Annotated in this window: 20 protein-coding genes and 2 riboswitches; of the genes, 9 read left to right on the forward strand and 11 right to left on the reverse strand. The window is 72.3% G+C overall.

Annotation, left to right across the window (positions count from 1 at the left end; genetic code table 11):
- The first annotated feature begins 86 nt into the window (after positions 1 to 86).
- On the forward strand, positions 87 to 800 hold the full coding sequence (locus ABIE45_RS19645) for a winged helix-turn-helix domain-containing protein (protein ID WP_192711293.1): 714 nt from the start codon (positions 87 to 89) through the stop codon (positions 798 to 800).
- A 178-nt stretch (positions 801 to 978) separates the two neighbouring features.
- Entirely contained in the window at positions 979 to 1215 is a 237-nt protein-coding gene (locus ABIE45_RS19650) for a hypothetical protein (protein ID WP_238198977.1), read from the forward strand.
- A gap of 32 nt (positions 1216 to 1247) precedes the next feature.
- Here ABIE45_RS19650 and ABIE45_RS19655 read toward each other — a convergent pair whose 3' ends face one another.
- The 7 genes from ABIE45_RS19655 to ABIE45_RS19685 form a co-directional block, all read right to left on the reverse strand.
- On the reverse strand, positions 1248 to 1568 hold the full coding sequence (locus ABIE45_RS19655; RefSeq protein ID WP_192711294.1) for a hypothetical protein: 321 nt from the start codon (positions 1566 to 1568) through the stop codon (positions 1248 to 1250).
- A gap of 133 nt (positions 1569 to 1701) precedes the next feature.
- The gene (locus ABIE45_RS19660) at positions 1702 to 2379 is read right to left on the reverse strand and encodes a carbonic anhydrase (protein ID WP_192711295.1); all 678 of its coding nucleotides are present in this window, start codon (positions 2377 to 2379) and stop codon (positions 1702 to 1704) included.
- A 159-nt stretch (positions 2380 to 2538) separates the two neighbouring features.
- Positions 2539 to 2850 (reverse strand): hypothetical protein, encoded by a 312-nt coding sequence (locus ABIE45_RS19665; protein WP_192711296.1) that lies wholly within the window; start codon positions 2848 to 2850, stop codon positions 2539 to 2541.
- Positions 2851 to 3196: 346 nt separating this feature from the next.
- Entirely contained in the window at positions 3197 to 4969 is a 1773-nt protein-coding gene (locus ABIE45_RS19670; RefSeq protein ID WP_373622489.1) for a sensor histidine kinase, read from the reverse strand.
- A 348-nt stretch (positions 4970 to 5317) separates the two neighbouring features.
- Positions 5318 to 6184, reverse strand: coding sequence for an alpha/beta hydrolase (locus ABIE45_RS19675; RefSeq protein WP_192711297.1), 867 nt, complete (start codon positions 6182 to 6184; stop codon positions 5318 to 5320).
- A 66-nt stretch (positions 6185 to 6250) separates the two neighbouring features.
- Positions 6251 to 6736: a heme-binding protein gene (locus ABIE45_RS19680; RefSeq protein ID WP_192711298.1), complete on the reverse strand. Its 486-nt coding sequence runs from the start codon at positions 6734 to 6736 to the stop codon at positions 6251 to 6253.
- A 72-nt stretch (positions 6737 to 6808) separates the two neighbouring features.
- Positions 6809 to 7123: a hypothetical protein gene (locus ABIE45_RS19685; protein WP_192711299.1), complete on the reverse strand. Its 315-nt coding sequence runs from the start codon at positions 7121 to 7123 to the stop codon at positions 6809 to 6811.
- A 181-nt stretch (positions 7124 to 7304) separates the two neighbouring features.
- Between ABIE45_RS19685 and argE the strand changes: the two genes are divergently transcribed.
- Positions 7305 to 8519 (forward strand): acetylornithine deacetylase, encoded by a 1215-nt coding sequence (gene argE, locus ABIE45_RS19690; protein ID WP_192711300.1) that lies wholly within the window; start codon positions 7305 to 7307, stop codon positions 8517 to 8519.
- Positions 8520 to 8616: 97 nt separating this feature from the next.
- Positions 8617 to 9090 (forward strand): DoxX family membrane protein, encoded by a 474-nt coding sequence (locus tag ABIE45_RS19695; RefSeq protein WP_192711301.1) that lies wholly within the window; start codon positions 8617 to 8619, stop codon positions 9088 to 9090.
- Between the two features lie 21 nt (positions 9091 to 9111).
- On the opposite strand, the gene ABIE45_RS19700 is transcribed toward ABIE45_RS19695, so the two are convergent.
- The 4 genes from ABIE45_RS19700 to ABIE45_RS19715 all read right to left on the reverse strand — a co-directional run bounded on the left by ABIE45_RS19700 (position 9112) and on the right by ABIE45_RS19715 (position 11373).
- On the reverse strand, positions 9112 to 9717 hold the full coding sequence (locus ABIE45_RS19700; RefSeq protein ID WP_192711302.1) for a glutathione S-transferase: 606 nt from the start codon (positions 9715 to 9717) through the stop codon (positions 9112 to 9114).
- Between the two features lie 107 nt (positions 9718 to 9824).
- Positions 9825 to 10070 carry a hypothetical protein gene (locus tag ABIE45_RS19705; protein WP_192711303.1) on the reverse strand — a complete coding sequence of 82 codons (246 nt, stop codon included), beginning with the start codon at positions 10068 to 10070 and terminating at the stop codon, positions 9825 to 9827.
- Between the two features lie 172 nt (positions 10071 to 10242).
- On the reverse strand, positions 10243 to 10629 hold the full coding sequence (locus ABIE45_RS19710; RefSeq protein WP_192711304.1) for a hypothetical protein: 387 nt from the start codon (positions 10627 to 10629) through the stop codon (positions 10243 to 10245).
- A gap of 408 nt (positions 10630 to 11037) precedes the next feature.
- Positions 11038 to 11373, reverse strand: coding sequence for a hypothetical protein (locus ABIE45_RS19715; RefSeq protein WP_192711305.1), 336 nt, complete (start codon positions 11371 to 11373; stop codon positions 11038 to 11040).
- A gap of 151 nt (positions 11374 to 11524) precedes the next feature.
- Positions 11525 to 11627, forward strand: a riboswitch (glycine riboswitch).
- A gap of 3 nt (positions 11628 to 11630) precedes the next feature.
- Positions 11631 to 11740, forward strand: a riboswitch (glycine riboswitch).
- Between ABIE45_RS19715 and ABIE45_RS19720 the strand changes: the two genes are divergently transcribed.
- The 5 genes from ABIE45_RS19720 (at position 11739) to cobF (ending at position 17445) form a co-directional block, all read left to right on the forward strand.
- Positions 11739 to 13067, forward strand: a complete 1329-nt coding sequence (locus ABIE45_RS19720) for a D-amino acid dehydrogenase (protein WP_373622490.1) — start codon at positions 11739 to 11741, stop codon at positions 13065 to 13067. It overlaps the preceding riboswitch by 2 nt.
- Positions 13068 to 13221: 154 nt before the next feature.
- Positions 13222 to 14361: a pyridoxal-phosphate dependent enzyme gene (locus tag ABIE45_RS19725; RefSeq protein WP_192711307.1), complete on the forward strand. Its 1140-nt coding sequence runs from the start codon at positions 13222 to 13224 to the stop codon at positions 14359 to 14361.
- A 45-nt stretch (positions 14362 to 14406) separates the two neighbouring features.
- Positions 14407 to 15528, forward strand: a complete 1122-nt coding sequence (locus ABIE45_RS19730) for a DSD1 family PLP-dependent enzyme (protein ID WP_192711308.1) — start codon at positions 14407 to 14409, stop codon at positions 15526 to 15528.
- Between the two features lie 141 nt (positions 15529 to 15669).
- Positions 15670 to 16608 (forward strand): ornithine cyclodeaminase family protein, encoded by a 939-nt coding sequence (locus ABIE45_RS19735; protein ID WP_192711309.1) that lies wholly within the window; start codon positions 15670 to 15672, stop codon positions 16606 to 16608.
- 48 nt (positions 16609 to 16656) lie between these two features.
- The gene (gene cobF, locus ABIE45_RS19740) at positions 16657 to 17445 is read left to right on the forward strand and encodes a precorrin-6A synthase (deacetylating) (protein WP_192711310.1); all 789 of its coding nucleotides are present in this window, start codon (positions 16657 to 16659) and stop codon (positions 17443 to 17445) included.
- Positions 17446 to 17454 lie beyond the last annotated feature (9 nt).

The raw sequence follows: 17454 nt of genomic DNA on the forward strand, positions 1-17454 counted from the left end.
CAGTAAGGACAAGGAAGATCGCGGCTGGCCGTTCCCTACCGCGACGGAACACACTAGACGTTCTCACCGGGGGGAGGGAACACAGCGTGGGCCTGTCGGAATCCGAGATCACGGCGCGGCTCGCCGCCCTGCGACGCCAGCGTGAGGCACTCGATCGGGAGATCGCCGATCTCGTGCTCTACCTGGAGCTCGGCCGCCGCCTGGGTGCCGCCGGGATGATCCTCGACCCGGCACCCCGGCCTGCCCGCTCGGACGACCCGCGCGAGGCCGCGCCGGCCCCAAGTCGGCTTCCAAGTCAGCTTCCAAGTCGGCCTCCAAGTCCGGACCCAAGCCGGGTCCCCGATCAGGCCGCGGTCGGGCGATCCGATCCCGCGGACGACCCGGTGCCGGTTCCGCGGGCTGCGCCTCCGGTTCGGAGCTCCGAACGCCCGTCGGCCGTTCTGTCGGAGGCGTGGCCCCAGGCGTGGCCCGAAGCTCACGCCCGGACCGAGTCCGAAGATGACGGGCCACCCGGGGCGATCCCGCCGCCGGTCGCCTTCACGGACGATGCCGCCGGGGCCCGCCGCTACGGCCGGGCCGTGGTGCAGGCGGCCTGTCGGGCAATCGCGCAAGCGGGCCGGCCGCTGCATGCCGCCGAGATCCTGGAGGTCCTCCTGAAGCAGGGCTTCACCCTGCCGGGCCGGGATCCGGTCGCAGCGCTCAACACCCGCCTGTGGAAGCGGACGGGCCCCGGCGGCCCGTTGTGCCGTGTCGGCGAGGCCACCTACGCGCTGGCGGGGCCGGGTCCGTCGCCGGCGTGAGCTGCGGCGGGCCGGTCACGAAAGCGTGACGCTGTGCCAGCTGGACGGGGGCATCCCCCATATTGAGGTCGAGCGCGTCCGGAAAGCCTGCATCGTGCCGGCCGCAGCGGGCGGGCGTGGTCCGTCGCGGCCGGGGAGGGCATGTCATGGACGGCGTCGGCAGGATCGACCGGGATCGGTGCTCCGGGGACGGGCGGTGACGGCGGCCCTGGTGAGCCCGGCCGCGCAGGCCTGCGCCTTCGTGCTCGGCTGCGCGGTGATTCATGCCGCCCGCGCGCATGCCGCAATCCTCACGCGGCTGCTCGCCGCGGTGGCGATCGCGGCAGCCGTGCTGGTTCTGCTCGCCGCGTCCCTGGATTACGCGCCGGGGCCGGACGAGACCTTCGACGAGGTCTCGGTCTACGCGGCCTCGTGAGCCGCGAGCCTTAGCCTTCCGGGCCGGCCGCCTCAATTGACCAAGCAGAAGCCCGCTCCGGTTCCGACCCGGCGCTCCTGGGCGCACCAGGGCTTCACCGGACCGGGCGAGGTCTTCAGATCGGCGATCCGCGCCGGGCCCGGATCGCCGCCGCGCAGCGTCAGGCTGGCGACGCTCGCCCGTCCGGCCTCCGGGCTCGCCGGCCCGGACGCGACGCCCGGCGTGAGGGCCGGTGTGAGGGTTGACTGCGCCAGATCGGGCGGGCTCAAGGTCGCAAGTCCGGGCATGTCCTGCGCGGTGGCGACGCCGCACAGGGCCAGGCAGGCGGCCGGGGCCGCGAGGAACCTGAGCATCGACGAAGCTCCTGCCGAAACTGATCCGCCGAACCAGGCCCGCGCGGCGGACCGGCCGACGGGGCGAGTCTGGTGGTCCCGCGTTAAGGGCGTGCAAAGATTCAGGATTAACCGATCTTGAAGGCCGCGCCGCTCACGCGGCCCGCAGACGGCTGCCGGCGTGTGACGTCTCCGCCACCGGCATGTCGGCCTCGGCGATCGGCCGGAAGCGGCCGCGCGCGCCGTCATAGGCCAGGAGTTCGCCAGTCTCGATCTCGAAGAACCAGCCGTGCAGGCGCAGGGCGCCCTTGGCGAGGGCGGCCGCGACGCTCGGATGGGTGCGCAGGTTGGCCAGCTGCACCACGACGTTCTCCAGGGCCAGGGCGTGGTGGCGGTCCTTCGCGTCCATCCCCTCAGGATAGGCCTCGCAGACGATCCGCTCGGCGGCGGCGGCGTGGCGCAGCCAGGCCGCAACGCTCGGCATCCGCTTGAGCAGGTCCCGGTTCATCAGGCCTTTCATGGCGCCGCAATCAGAATGGCCGCAGACGACGATGTCGCGCACGCCGAGCGCCACGACGGCGTACTCGATCGCCGAGGAGACGCCGCCGACCATGTCGGAGGCCGGGGGCACGATGTTGCCGGCGTTGCGGCAGACGAACAGCTCACCGGGACCCGCCTGGGTGATGTGCTCGGGCGCGACGCGGGAATCCGCGCAGGCGATGATCAGCGCGCTCGGGTGCTGACCGTCCCGCACGAGCTGCCGGTACATCTGGCGCTGGCCGGGGAAGACGCTGCCCTGGAAGGTCGCGATGCCCTGGATGAGGCTGTTCATGAAGGAATCCCTGACGCTGGACGAAACGAGAAGTCGGAGAGAGGCGCGGTGCGCAGCCCGCGCGGTCGGTCGCGCCGCCGGCCGGTCCGGATGGCAGGGGCCGTCGCGCCCGGCCGCCCGGCTGGAGACCGGGAGCCCCATCCGGGCGGGCGGCGGATCTCAGCGGCGGCCCCGGTGGCGCTCGGCGGACCCGGAGGCCCAATGCGGATCGACCACGCGGCGGCGCGCGACCAGGGCTCCGGCCCGCTCGTGAACCATCGGGGCGCCGAGGATCTGCCCGGTGCCGAGGCGCTGCGAGTGCAGCGAGCGCGGATCGTGATGGGGATCGCTGATGTAGGAACTCATATGGCCGCCCCCCGCGGCCTGGCGGCTTCCGCCGCCGCCCTCGCCAGCCTGGGCGGCCAGGGGCAGCGCGGCTGCGCCGGCCAGGAGAGCAAGGCCGAGGGCCAAACGGTGCCGTGTCTTCGTCATGGCGCTTCCTCACATGTTCGTCTTCTGGTCGGGAACACCCTGCCCTGACCGATAGCCAGAACATAATCGTGAGTGCGCAGAGTTTATGTGCGGATAGGCACAGTCGATAAGCGTAAAATTTAATCCTTGTCTTCGGATATACTTGGTGCGGGCACGCACAACAGGGTCCCGGCAGCATCAGATCAGCGGGATTAAGACCGCCTCGCGAGGCGCCCGATCACCGGGAGTCCCTCCCCGGGGCGATGTCGGCACCGCGGACCGTTTGAGAGGGGCTCTCAAGTCCGGCGGCCACGCACCCGGACCATCCCGGCGGAGACCGCCCTGACGGCGTTCGCCGGAACCGTCCTCAGGCCCCTCCGGCCCGGATCCACCGCGCCGGGGCCGAACCGGCCTCCATGCGGGTGGCAGGGGGCAGGGGACAGACCGCCCGATAGATCAGGCCTGAGGTCTCGTAGGCGAGGCTGGCGGTGTTCCGGCCCGCGAAACCCCGTTCCAGAAGGCGGCTCCCGAATCCGACCCGCGATGGGGCGACCACCGGAGGGCCGCCCCGCTCGTGCCAGCTCATCCGCAGGATTCGGGCTTCCGGGCCGGGCTCCAGCGTCCAGGCCAGCGCTGCCCGGCCGCCCGGAACCGAGAGGGCGCCATGCTTGACCGCGTTGGTGCACAATTCGTGCAGGATCATCGTGAGCGCGAGCGCCCCCTCGGGCGGCAGCCGCAGGTCGGGTCCGTCCAGGGTGATGCGCGGGGTCGGCGCGCCTGGATGCGCCTGGTCGAGGAAGGGGCGCGCGGCCTGATCGGCGATGCCGCGCAGGTCCGCGCTCGCCCAGCTCTCGCGGGTCAGGATGTCGTGGGCCCGCGACAGGGCGAGGAGCCGCGCCTCGAAGGCGTCGCGCCCGGCCGCGGCACCGCCCCCGAGATTCTTCAGGCTCTGCGCCGCCATCGACTGCACGGTGGCGAGGGTGTTCTTCACTCTGTGGTTGAGTTCATCGACCAGCAGCCGGTGGGCATCCGCGCGCCGGGCGAGCTCGTCGGCCGCCGCGCCGAGAGCGTCGGCGATCATCGCGCCCTCGCGCACGAGGGAGCGGGGGAGGGGCGGCAGCTTCTGGTCGCGGCCCAGCGCCCCTGCGGCGGCCGCCAGGTCCCGCAGAGGCCTGGCGATCAGGCCGGCGAGCAGCCACGCCAGCAGCGCCGAAGCCAAAGCCACGGCGCTGCCCGCACTCAGGATGCTCCAGCGCAGGGCCGCGACCGAGGCCAGGGCCCGGTCGGCCGTCTGGCGCACCACCACCTGCCAGCCGAGGCCGGGATAGTCGCGGTAGCCGGCCGTGGATGCCCGCGCGCTGAGATACGCGGCAGGGCCGTCCGGCCAGTGCCCGACCCGGCTCGTGCCCTGCGGATCGAGGGACTGGCCGCCGGTCAGCACGGACGGGGGCAGGGCCCCGCCCTGCAGGGCAGGTGGCCCGAGGAGCACGGTTCCGTCCTGGGCGAGGATCAGGATCTCGGCGCCCTGGCGATGACCCCGCAGCGAGCTCTCGAGGATGCGCGCCATGTCGCGCGCCCAGGTCCAGTCGAGATGGGCGGCCAGCACCCCGAGGACGCGCCCGTCCGCGGCCCGGACCGGGGCCGCGACGTCGAGGAGGCGAAGCGGCTCCCGGGCGGTGGCGCCCCCGCTCGCAGCGTCCGGGGTCAGCAGCGCCTGCAGGAGCTTGGCGGGGTGCACGTCGCCCACGAAAGGCCGCTCGCGGCCGGCCCGAAAATAATCGCGGCCCGAGACGTCGGCCCCCTCCAGGGCGCCGGTGCTGGTCATTGCGACCCGGCCGTCCGGGTCAATCAGCCCGATGATCGAGTAGGCCGGGTAGGTCGCCTGGAGCCGCTCCATCAGGCCGCGCTTGGCGGCCGCCCCCACCCCAGGATCGCGCAGGCTCTCTGAGGCGGCGGCGATCTGGATGTCGCGCCAGCGCTCGAACATGCCGAGGTCGAGGCCGCGCGCCATCTGGCCGGCGATCTCGGCGAGCTGGCCGCCGACCTCCGCCTCGAGCCGACGGCTCGCCTCGCGGCTGACCAGGGCGGCGAGCGCCAGGGTTGCCAGGAAGCCGATCGCGCCGAAACTCACCGCCAGCACGACACGCAGCCGCGGCGCCCCGCGGCGCGGCACGGTCCGACCGATAGGAGCTGCCGGAGACGTCGCCGCACGCGCCGCTGCAGGCAATTCCGATTGCGCGCCCGCCTGCATCCGCCCCCCGGACCCGGTCCGCTCCCGGAGATCGCGCCCGCCTCCGGAGATCGCGCCCACCAAGCCTGCTCAAGACACGTTCTGAGCACGCGCCGGAAGGCTCAGCAAGACAGGTTCGGCTCCCGGCGATGCACTATTGCTATCGAGAGTTGCAAATATGCAGCCGGCGATGTCAGTCTCGCCCTTGGGCCGCCACGCCTTTGGACCCCCATCGAGCTCCGGCCGGGCTCGTCCCGGTCACGCCCTCAGCAGGGCGTGGGCCGCCCGGACCAGGATCCCGTCCGGCCGGCGCAGGGCGTCGAGCACCGAGAAATGCTCGGCGCCGGGCACCGGCAGAAGGGGGCCGGGGGCGTGGGCCGCCGCCCGCAGGGCGTGCAGGTTGCGGGCGTCATGCACCAGGGCCGGCAGCTCGCGGGTGCCGTAGGCGATGCACAGGGGCTTGCCGACTGCCGGCAGGCGCAGGGGCGAGAGCGCCGCGATCTCGGCATCCGTGAGGCCGAGCTTGGCATCGAGATAGGTCTGGCGGATCGGCGCGAGGTCGTAGACGCCCGAGATCGCGAGTCCCGCGGCGACCGCCGGATGGGCGAGTTGCATCGCGGTGAGCAATCCGCCCGCCGACCAGCCCGACAGGATCAGGGGACCGCGGATCCCGTGCGCGGCGCCGTTCGCGGCGAGCCAGTCGAGGGCCGCGCCGGTCTCGGCCACGATCTGGGTGAGGCTCGCCTCCGGGGCCAGGGTGTAGCCGATCATCGCCACCGACCAGCCGGCGGCGTTCGGACCTTCCGCGAAGCAGGCGAACAGCTCCCGGGCGCCCCGCTGCCAGTAGCCGCCATGAAGGAAGACCAGGCAGGGCGCCGCTCCGTCCCGCGCGGGGTAGAGGTCGAGGGCGTTGCGGGCGCCCGCGCCGTAGGCGATGTCGAGGCCGGCCGGATGGGCGGCCCGGTAGGCCGCCGAGGCTTCGTCCCGCGCTTCCACCTGCCGCGCGCTGTCGGCCACCGCCCGGGTGTTGTCGTAGCAGGCGTCCCGCCCGGCCTGGTCGAGGTCGGCCCAGCGGCGGCGCGGATCCGCAGGGGTCGGGTCGTCCAGACGGAAATCCAGAACCATCGTGGGTTGTCTCCGGCGCCCAGTCCGCCGCACCATGGCAGGGTGCCGGGCCGGGGTCGAGGCGGATCAGGGCTCCGGGCCGTCCGCGCCCCGAGCCTGCCCGTTCGGATCTCGCACATCCAAATCTTGCGCGCCGATCGCCCGCAGGGCGGCGCGGGCCACCGCCACGTCCTGGTCGCTGGTTCCCGAGCCGACGCCGATGCCGCCCAGGCAGGCGCCGTCGATCAGGATCGGCAAGCCGCCCGGGAGGTTGGTGAGCCGTCCGCCGGAGGCGAGGGCCACGGTCACGGCAAGATCGGCGGGCAGACGGCCTGTGGGCACGCCGTTGGAGGCTGCGGTCACCGCCTTGGCCAGCGCACTCTCGCGGGACAGGAGCTTGGCGCCGTCCATGCGCAGGAAGGCCAGCAGGTTGCCGCCCTGGTCCACCACAGCCACGTTCTCCGGCGCCCCGATCGCCTCCGCGTGGGCGACGGCCGCCTGCAGGGCGGCCAGCGCGGCCGCATGGGTGAGCTGCGGGACGTGGCGGGTGGCGGCGGCAGGGTTGTCGGTCATGGCGTGATCATCGGGCGATCATGAAGCGGGCCGCACGAGGCATCCGGGCACGGCCCGGGCCATCCCGGCGGCTCAGAATCCGGGCCCGGCGCCGGGGATCGTGCCGCCGTAGCCCCAGCCCGAGAAGGGTGGGGCGGCGACGCGCTCCCGGGTGGCCGGTGCGAAGACCAGGGCGAGCGGCCGGGTTTCCTGCCAGCTCTCCCGCCAGCCCCGGAGCCGGTCGCGCGCGGCCATGCGGGCCAGGGTCCGGTCCATGTCGGACCCGGAGGCCGGCCCGGGGTGGCGGCCGGGATGCGGGCGCGCCCCGGCCGGGCCGCTCGCCAGCATTCCGGCGATGAGGATCGCGGCGATGACCATCGCGGGGATCGTGTTCGGGCCGGCGTGCATGGTTCGGGCTCAAGGGGAGGAGGCTGTCACCGGCAGCTACGCTCCGGCAGCCGCTCCGGTTCCGGGACCTGCGCTTTTCGGGATCAAGCGGGCAGCCAGGGTGTTTCCCGGCATCCCCGGATCGCCGAAAACCCCGTAGAAGCCGCAGGCTTTCCCCGAGACGATTCGCGCGCGAGCAACCATGTCAGAGCCCGGACCGACGAAGCCCGAACGGAACGCCGCTCCCCCGCCCTCCGATGCGCCCGATCCGGTGGCGCTGCTGGAGAGGCTCGTCGCCTTCGACACGGTGAGCGCCCGCTCGAACCTACCGCTGATCGACTGGGTGGAGGCCTATTGCCGCCGCCACGGCGCCGTGGTGGAGCGGGTCGTCGACCCGACCGGGCTAAAGGCGGCGCTCCTCGTCAGCGTCGGTCCGTTCGCGAGCCGGCCCGGCTACGTGCTCTCCGGCCACAGCGATGTGGTGCCGGCCGAGGGCCAGCCCTGGTCGTCGGACCCGTTCATCCTGCGGGAGGCCGAGGGCCGTCTCTACGGGCGCGGCACCTCCGATATGAAGGGGTTCCTGGCGGTTTGCCTCGCGCTCCTGCCCGAGATGGCGGCGGCGGAACTCACCACCCCGATCCACCTCGCGATCTCGTACGACGAGGAAGTGGGCTGCCTCGGGGTGCGGCCGCTGATCGACCGGATGCTGGCCTGCATTCCCCGCCCGCTGGGCTGCTTCGTGGGCGAGCCCACCGGGATGGAGGTGGTGGTCGGCCACAAGGGCAAGTCGGCCGCCCGCCTCACCTTCCGGGGCAGGGCCAGCCATTCGGCCCTGGCGCCTCAGGGGGTCAACGCGGTGGAATATGCCGCCCGCTTCATCGAGCATGTCCGCCTGTCCGCGGAGGCGCTCGCCCGGGACGGCGCCCGCGACCCGCTCTACGACGTGCCCCACACCACCGGCCTGTCGAGCGTGGTCCAGGGCGGCACGGCCCTCAACATCGTCCCCGATACCTGCAGCGTCGCGTTTGAGTACCGGGCGATCGGCGCGGACGATGCCGGGGCGCTCGCGGCCGCGGCCATCGCCTACGCCACCGACACCCTGGTGCCGCTGATGCGGGCAGTCGACGCGGCGTGCGGCGTGACGGTCGAGCCGCTGATCGACTATCCGGGCCTCGACACCGACCCGGAGGCGCCGATCGTGACCCTGGCCAAGCGGCTCGCCGGCCGGAACGGCCACGCCAAGGTCTCGTACGGCACCGAGGGCGGGCTGTTCGAGCGGCTCGGCGGCGTGCCCGCCGTGGTGATCGGCCCCGGCTCCATCGCCCGCGCCCACAAGGCCGACGAGTACGTGACCCGGGACGAACTGGAAGCCTGCGCGGGCTTCGTGCGGCGGCTGATCCGGGATTGCCGGGGCTAAGGCGCGCCGACGGGCGGGGGTGGGGAAGAAACCTTTGCGCCGCTCGCGGCTTGGATCAGCGGCCCGAAGCGGGCCGGGTCGGGAGTCGTCTCAGCGCATGGCCAGCCTCAGCGTCGCGATCGCGTTCGGCACCCGCCTGCTCCTGGTTCTGCTGTTCCTGCCGTTCAGCGCGCTCGACAAGATCCTGAACTTCAAGGGCGCGGTCGGCCAGGCGCGGCAGGCCGTGCACGCCACGGCGCCCGCCACGGCGCTGATCCTGATCGGGCTCTGCGTGGAGATCGGGATGTCGCTCTGCATCCTGACCGGCACCGCCGACCGGGCGGCGGCCTTCGTGATGGCCGGCTATTGCGGGGTCACGGCGCTCCTGTGGAAGCAGTTCTGGGTGCCGGGCGACTTCCGGACCGGCGGCAAGGGCCGCGAGCTGTTCTGGGATTTCCTCAAGAACTTCGCGCTCGCGGGCGGCTTCCTGCTCATCACCTTCGGCACGGGGGCGGGGACGGTGGAGACCTTCTTCGCCGACCCGCTCGGCTCCACGCACCCCTACGCGACCGCCGACCGGGCCCGGCCGTAGCCGGGCCCGCGGGCGGGATCCTCAGCCCTTCGGCACGGTGGCTTCCATCGACGGCCGGCGCGCGAAATCCGCGTACCACGCGGCGATGGCCGGACGACCCTCGCGCCACGCGAGGTCGGGGAAGCGCAGATCGAGGTAGCCGACGGCGCAGGCCAGCGCGACGGTGCCGATATCCAGCGGCGGCATCCCGGCGACCAGGGTCTCGAACCGGTCCAGCGCCGACCGGATCTTGCCGATCTGGCCGGCCTCCCAGTCGTCCCAGCGCAGCGGTTCCGGGCGCAGCACGCGCTCGTACCGGGTCAGCAACGCCGCATCGAGCAGGCCGTCGGCGAGCGCCTGCCGGGTCAGCGCGTCCCAGCGGGCGGCGCCCTCGGGGAACAGGCGCGGCCCGGCCGAGAGACCGTCGAGATACTCGCAGATCACCCGGCTGTCGTAGAGGGCGGTGCCGTCGTCCAGCACCAGGGCCGGGATCTTGCCCAGGGGGTTGTGGGCGGCGACCTCCGCGGAGGGGCCGGTCGGCGAGGCCCCCGCGACGGTGACGTCGATCCGGTCGATCAGTCCCGCCTCGTGGGCGAGGACCAGCACCTTGCGCGCATAGGGAGAGGCGGGGGAGTACAGGAGCTTCATCGGACCGTCCCGGTTGGTCTTGGCGCCGCGATCGTGGCGCCGGGACCTTGCACCGATGCCGCGGGGAATCCAGTCCCCACCGCCCCGCCGAGCGCCCCTTCTGGCGCTCAGACCTTCCGGATAACCCCGAAGCCGGCACGGACCGCCCGGGCCCGGCCCAGGCGTCGCGCCCGCACCCGCTCGCGCCAGGCCAGGATGGCGCTCGCCACCCGATCGAGGGCGAGCATGCACAGGCTGCCGACGATCGCCAGCACGCAGGCGGCCCCGATCAGCACGCCCCAGATCCCGGGAGCCGGGATGATCATCAGGCACAGCAGGCCGAAAACGGCCGCGCCGGGTATCCACTTCGCCATCACGCCGCCTACCAAATTTGAAGGTGCTGTCGTGTCGACAGAAGTTGACCCGAGACCCTTAAGAAGTTGGCGCGACTGAAGCGATCGTGCTGAGATTTGTTATCGTGGTAGTTCAATCGGTTGATCGAGGTTTATAGACGGTAAATACAGATCCTGCATTGACTTGGCTTGCCTAATCTTGCGTCGCAGGCGCTCCGACCTCCGACCCGCGCGACCCCGTGCGGCGGGCCGTCCAGCGTCCCGAGCACGAGCCCAGACCGGAGAGCGTCCAGCGCCCCCGTCCCGCGGCCCCGCTGAGGCGGCCGGACACCGCGACGTTGGCGAGGCCCCTGCGGATTGTGCCGGTGATCCGGCCGTCCTCTCCGGCACGGCCGGAGGCATCAACGCCGTTGCCCCCGGCCTCATCCTCCTGTCCGTCCCGGATCACGATGGGGTAGCGATAGGGCGCGGTGCAGGTCCCGCTCTCGGCCATAGCTACGACCGACCAAGCCCCATCGAACCGGTTCGACGCGTGGGCTGCCCCCGAGGCGAGGCCGAGGATCAGGGCCGGTGCGAGCACCGCATCACGAAGTCGGTTCGTGGTCTCCTCTGCAAGTTCTCGAGACGAAGTCGCGGCTCATCGCGTCCGGGTCGAACCGGATGGGCGCGCCCGGCACAACGACGACAGGGCGCCGGGCTTCGAGAGACTGTCAGGCAGCGTCCCGAGACGGCGATATGGGAGCGAACGGCCTCGGCGCACTGAGAGAATGCTACCGGTACGCGGCTTTTTCCAAGGCGCCGGTTCCAGGGATGCGGGTTCCAGGGGCGCGGGTTCCAGGGGCGCGGGTTCCAGGGGGCGTACACCGCCCGGATGGCGATCTGCGCTCGATCCGAAGCGCCCGCCGCCGACCCACGGGAACGGCGGCAGGGCCGGGTCTCTGTCGGCGTGGGATCGGAGAAGCCCGATCCCATGTTTCCGCACCAGGCCCTAATGGCTTGGCGGCAGGGTCCGGCCCTCGCTGACGAGATGATAGAAGCGCCCCTCGAACATCTGCATCACCGCTTCGGTGGCGGCGTGCGATTCCGGGCGGATCGGGGAGGCGAGGCAGGCGTCCAGCGCCGCCTGATCGGGAAAGTCCATCTCGAGGATCATGGCGATCGGCCGGGCGTCGGCGTCCTTGGAGACGAGGCGCTGCACCCGCACCGCGGTGACGCCCGGGAAGCGCCGCCAGAACGGCTCCAGCTCATCCCGGACCCGGCGGAAGAACTCCTCCTCGCGACCGTCGCGCACCGTGCCCTCGTAGATCGCGGTCCTCGTCAGCATCGGTCGCTCCCTGAAATCCTCCGTCAACAGACGGCGGCCGGGATCGCTCCCGGCGGTGACAACCGGGATCGGCTGTCGGCGAAATCCGTCCCGGCCGGGACGGGCGGGCTTCTCCCCGGCGGCTGACCGGCGTATCCGTGGAGCAGCCCATCGCGACGATGCGGGAGAGACCGGGATCTTCCCAGCAGAGGGGACCCGGCGCCGACGGAGCAACCGCCCCGGAAACTCTCAGGCACCGGAACCGTGTCGTCAGGGCGATCTGGAGAGCGGTGCAGCGGGGAAGCCCGTGGGCACCCGCCGAAGGGGACGTCCGCGAAAGGCCTCGCCAGGGCCGGACCGGATCAAGCTCTCAGGCACCGGGACAGATGGGGCGCGCAACCGGCCGACCGCTTGAGGCGGCCTCCACGCGTCCTCGTTCCGGAGTTCCACCCATGACCCACATCGCCGTGATCGGCGCCGGCATCACCGGCGTGACGACCGCCTACGCGCTCGCCCAGCGCGGCTACCGCGTCACCGTCCTCGACCGGCAGCGCTACGCCGCCATGGAGACTTCCTTCGCCAACGGCGGCCAGCTCTCGGCCTGCAACGCCGAGGTCTGGAACAAGCTCTCCACGGTGGTGCAGGGCCTGCGCTGGATGCTGCGCCGGGACGCGCCGCTGCTGATGAATCCCAAGCCCTCCTGGCACAAGCTGTCCTGGATGGCGGAGTTCGTCCGCGAGATCGCCCATTATCGCGCCAACACCGTGGAGACGGTGCGGCTGGCCCTGAAGGCCCGGGAGGCCCTGTTCGCCATGGCCGAGGCCGAGGGGATCGACTTCGACCTGAAGACCCGCGGCATCCTGCATTTCTACCGGGACCGGGCGAGCTTCGAGAAGGCCACTGCCGTCAACGCCCTGCTGCGGGAGGGCGGCCTGGAGCGCTACGCCGTGACCCCCGAGGAGATCCGGGCGATCGAGCCGACGCTGGCCGGGCGCTATCACGGCGGCTACTTCACGCCCTCGGACGCCACCGGAGATATCCACAAATTCACCCGCGGTCTCGCGGCCGCCTGCGCGCGCAAGGGCGTCCGCTTCGTCCAGGACGCCAGCGTCGAGACGATCGCGCCGGGGGAGGGGGGCTACGCGGTTCGCTGGCGTGACGCGGGCCAGACGGCCGGCGACGCGCGGGTCCTGCGGGCCGACGCGGTGGTGATCTGCGCGGGCTGCGCCAGCCGGCACTTCGCGGCGATGCTGGGCGACCGAGTCAACGTCTACCCGGTGAAGGGCTACTCGATCACCGTGAACCTGCTGACCCCGGAGGCGCAGGCGGCGGCCCCGGAGGTGAGCATCCTCGACGAGGCGGCCAAGATCGTCACCAGCCGCCTCGGCGACGAGCGCCTGCGGGTCGCCGGCACCGCCGAGTTCAACGGCTTCAACCGCGACATCCGCCACGACCGGATCCAGCCGCTGGTCGACTGGACCCGGGAGCAGTTCCCGCGCGTCGATACCGACCGGGTGGTGGCCTGGAGCGGCCTGCGGCCGATGCTGCCGAACATGCTGCCCAAGGTCGGCCGCGGTCGCCGGCCCGGAATCTTCTACAACACCGGGCACGGCCATCTCGGCTGGACCCTCTCGGGCGCCACCGCCGAACTCGTCGCCGAGTCGATCGCCGCCGAGCACGCCCCGGAGCCGACGGTCCTGCCGCTCGCCGCCTGACCCGGGTTTCCAAGGGTCTGAAGCCCTTTGGCGGGTTGTCAGGGCGGAGCCCTGACGCGCAGCGCGGCGCGCCGTCCCATCCCCGAACTGGGGGGCGCGCCGTTGCAGATTATTTTGTATTCTCTTTCCGAACCACCCCGGAACCCGAGCCGCGATGCCCTCGTCTCCCGCCTATCTCGACCCCGCGACCGGGACGACCTACCCGATCGAGACGCCGCGCTGGCGCTCCGAGACGGGCGGTCCGCTGATGATCACCGACCTGCCGGGAATCGGGCGGCCGGAGATCGACACGGGCCAGCGCTCCCTCTGGCGCTACGCCGCCGCCCTGCCGGTGGCGGTGGCCGACCCGGTCTCGCTGGGCGAGGGCTGCACCCCGCTGGTGCGCCGGCCCTGGCGGGGCGGGCACGCGCATTTCAAGCTCGAGTGGTTCGCGCCCTCGGGCAGCTTCAAGGACCGGGGCGCGTCCGTGATGCTGTCGATCCTGCGCCAGCAGGGGATCGACGCGGTGCTGGAGGATTCCTCCGGCAACGGCGGCGCCGCGGTGGCGACCTACGCGGCCGCGGCCGGGATGCGGGCCAAGATCCTGGTCCCAGCCTCGACCTCGCCGGCCAAGACCGTCCAGATGCGGGCCGCCGGCGCCGAAGTCGAGCTGGTCCCCGGCTCCCGCCAGGACACGGCCGACGCCGCGGTCGGCCAGGCGGAGTCGATCTTCTACGCCAGCCACAACTGGCAGGCCCACTTCCTCCAGGGCACCAAGACGCTGGCCTACGAGCTGTGGGAGGATCTGGGTTTCACCGCGCCCGACGCCGTGATCATCCCGTGCGGAGCCGGCAGCAACATCCTCGGCTGCGATATCGGCTTCTCGGAGCTGCTGCGCCGGGGGGAGATCGCCCGCCTGCCGCGCCTCTACGCGGTCCAGCCGGCCCACTGCGCGCCCCTGCACGCGGGTTTCGAGGCTGGCGCGGAGGATTTCCTGCCGGTGACGCCCCGCCCGACCCTCGCGGAGGGTGCCTCGATCGCCCAGCCGGTCCGCGGCCGGGAGGTGCTGGCGGCGCTCCGCCGCTCCGGCGGCGGCACCGTGGCGGTCTCCGAGGATGCCATCGAGGCGGCCCTGATGGAGCTCGCCCGATCGGGCCTCTACGTCGAGCCGACCTGCGCCATGGCGGCGGCGGCGCTCACCGATCTCACCGCGCGCGGCGCGATCCGGCCCGATGAGACCACCGTGGTGGTGCTCACCGGCACCGGCATCAAGGCGACGCCGCGCATCGCCGAGCTTCTGGGCCTCGCCCCGTAATCCAGGCCCCCCGCCACGAGATCTGCACGATCAGGAGGACATACCATGCGCAACAACATTCCCGCCACAGTCGGGATGCCGGTCGAGGAGGTGGACACCCCCTGCCTGCTGGTCGACCTCGACGCCCTCGAGCGCAACGTCGACAAGCTCGGCCGCTTCATGAAGGAGCACGGCCTGCGCCACCGGGCGCACGCCAAGACCCACAAATCGTCCGACATCACGGTCCTGCAGATCGAGCGGGGCGGGGCTTGCGGCGTCTGCTGCCAGAAGGTCAGCGAAGCCGAGGCGCTGGTGAGCGCCGGCATCCGCGACGTGCTGGTCTCCAACCAAGTGGTGGCGCCGAAGAAGATCGAGCGGCTCGCGGCGCTCGCTACCCGAGCGCGCGTTCTGGTCTGCGTCGACGACCTCGGCAATGTCGACGACCTCTCGGCGGCGGCGGTCAAGTACGGCGTCATCCTGGAGTGCCTCGTGGAGATCGACGTCGGCGCCGGCCGCTGCGGCGTCGCCCCGGGCGAGCCCGCTGTGGCGATCGCGCAGAAGATCGCGGCGTCGCCGGGCCTGAGCTTCGCGGGGCTGCAGGCCTACCAGGGCAAGGCTCAGCACGTGCGCGACTTCGGCGAGCGCAAGGCCCTGATCCAGACGGCGATCGACGAGACCCGGCGCACCGTCGACCTGCTGAAGGGAGCGGGCCTCGACTGCGCCATCGTGGCGGGGGCCGGCACCGGCAGCTTCGCCATGGAGGGCGGCAGCGGCGTCTACAACGAGCTGCAATGCGGCTCCTACGTCTTTATGGACGCGGACTACCAGCGGGTGAAGGACGCCGAGGGCCGGCCGATCGCGGATTTCGAGAACAGCCTGTTCATCTACACGGCGATCATGAGCAAGGCGAAGGCGGACGTCGCGATCTGCGATGCCGGCCTGAAGGCGCAGAGCATCGACAGCGGCCTGCCGGTGGTCTTCGGCCGGGACGACGTGGAGTACATCAAGTGCTCGGACGAGCACGGGGTGATCAGCGACCCCGGCAACGTCTTGAAGCTCAACGAGCGCCTGAAGCTGATCCCCGGCCATTGCGACCCGACGGTCAACGTCTACGACTGGTATGTCGGCGTGCGGAACGGCCGGGTCGAGGCGATCTGGCCGGTCACCGCCCGCGGCATGACCCTGTAGGGGATTCCGAAGGGCTGAAGCCCTTCGGCGGGATGTCGGGGCGGCGCCCCGACATCGGGCTCCGCCCGAGGGCAGGGCTCTGCCCTGCACCCGCAAAGGTCTCGACCTTTTGAAACCATGACTTGGAAGGTCCCTGAATCCATGCGCTTCATCTCTGAGGAGGAATCCGCCGCCCTGGTCGATCACGCCATGGCGTTCGACGCGGCTCGCGAGGCGCTGATCGCCGCGGTGGCGGCGGGCACCACCCTGTTCCCGGCGGTGCTCGGCCACGGCTCGGAGCCGGCCAACCGGTTCTCGATCAAGTCGGGCTCCACGGCCGACTATGCCGGCCTGAAGGTCGGCTCGTTCTGGCCCGGCAACCCCGACCGGGGCCTGCCGCGGCACAATTCGGTGATCCTGCTGTTCGACCAGGATGTCGGCCGGGTCGACACGCTGATCGAGGCGGGCCGCGTCAACGCCTACCGGACCGCTGCCGCCGACGCGGTGGCGGCGAGCGTCCTGGCGCGGCCGGATTCCGCGGTGCTCGCCGTGTTCGGGGCCGGCAACCAGGCCGAGTTCGAGTGCGCGGCGCTCGCCCGGGTCCTGCCGATCAGGACGGTGCTGGTCGTTGCCCGGGACCCCGCCAAGGTCGCGGGCTTCGCCGAGCGCCTGGCGGGGCAGGGGGCGTCCGGGCTCGACGTGCGGGCGGCCTCCGCCCGGGAGGCCTGCGAAGCGGCCGACGTGATCGTCACGGCAACGCCGGCCCGGGCGCCGCTGTTCGAGGCCGATTGGGTCCGTCCCGGCACCCATGTCGCCGCCATGGGCGCGGACGCGAAGGGCAAGCAGGAGCTGCCCCCGGCCCTGCTGGAGCGGGCGGCCCTGTTCTGCGACCTGCCGGAGCAGTCGCGCACCATCGGCGAGTTCCAGCACGCCTCCGCGCAGGCTCAAGGAGGCCTCACGGCGCTCGGCGACGTGCTGCGGAGCGGGGAGGGGGGGCGCGCGGATCCGGATGCGATCACCGTGTTCGATTCCTCCGGCATCGCCCTGCAGGACCTGACCATCGCGCGGGCGATCCTCGCCAAAGCCGACGCGCGCTTGTAGGGGAGGCCGGCGCCGGCCCTCCCCCGCCCCGGCGGAGGACAGGACGGCATGCAGGACAGGCAGATCCGGGTCATCGGCATCGGCACTGGCGATCCCGAGCACCTGACCCTCCAGGCGGTGCGGGCGCTCGCCGACGTCGACGCGGTGTTCGTCCTCGACAAGCGCGCCGAGACCGCCGACCTCGTCGAGATCCGCCGCCGGATCTGCGCGGCCCATATCCGAAAACCCCACCGGGTCGTTACGGTCGAGGACCCGCCCCGGGAGCGCCGCCCGGCCGATTACGGGCGCACCGTCGAGGCCTGGCACGCGGCCCGGGCCGAGCGGCTGGAGGCGGCCTTCGCGGCCCATCTCGGGGCCGGGGAGGTGGGGGCGATCCTGGCCTGGGGGGACCCGGCCCTCTACGACAGCGTCCTGCGCATCCTCGACCACATCCTGGCCCGCGGACGGGTGCCGTTCCGGCGCCTCGTCGTGCCCGGGCTGTCCAGCGTGCAGGTCCTCGCCGCCCGCCACGGCGTGCCGCTGAACGGCATCGGCGGGTCGGTGCTGATCACGACCGGCCGTCGCCTCGCCGCGGGGTGGCCGGCGGAGGCGGAGAGCGTCGTGGTGATGCTCGACGGCGACCCGGCCTTCGCGCATCTCGACCCGGACCTGACGATCTACTGGGGCGCCTATCTCGGCAGCCCGGACGAAATCCTGGTCTCCGGCCGGCTGGGCGACGCGGGCGGCGAGATTCGCCGGGTCCGTGCCGAGGCCCGGGCGCGGCACGGCTGGATCATGGACATCTACCTGCTGCGCCGTGACCGCGCCGCCACGGACAGCGCCGGCGCGGCCGGCTAGACCGCCGCC

Origin of the sequence: Methylobacterium sp. OAE515 (assembly GCF_041806315.1) — a bacterium.
GTDB classification, from domain to species: Bacteria; Pseudomonadota; Alphaproteobacteria; order Rhizobiales; family Beijerinckiaceae; genus Methylobacterium; species Methylobacterium tardum.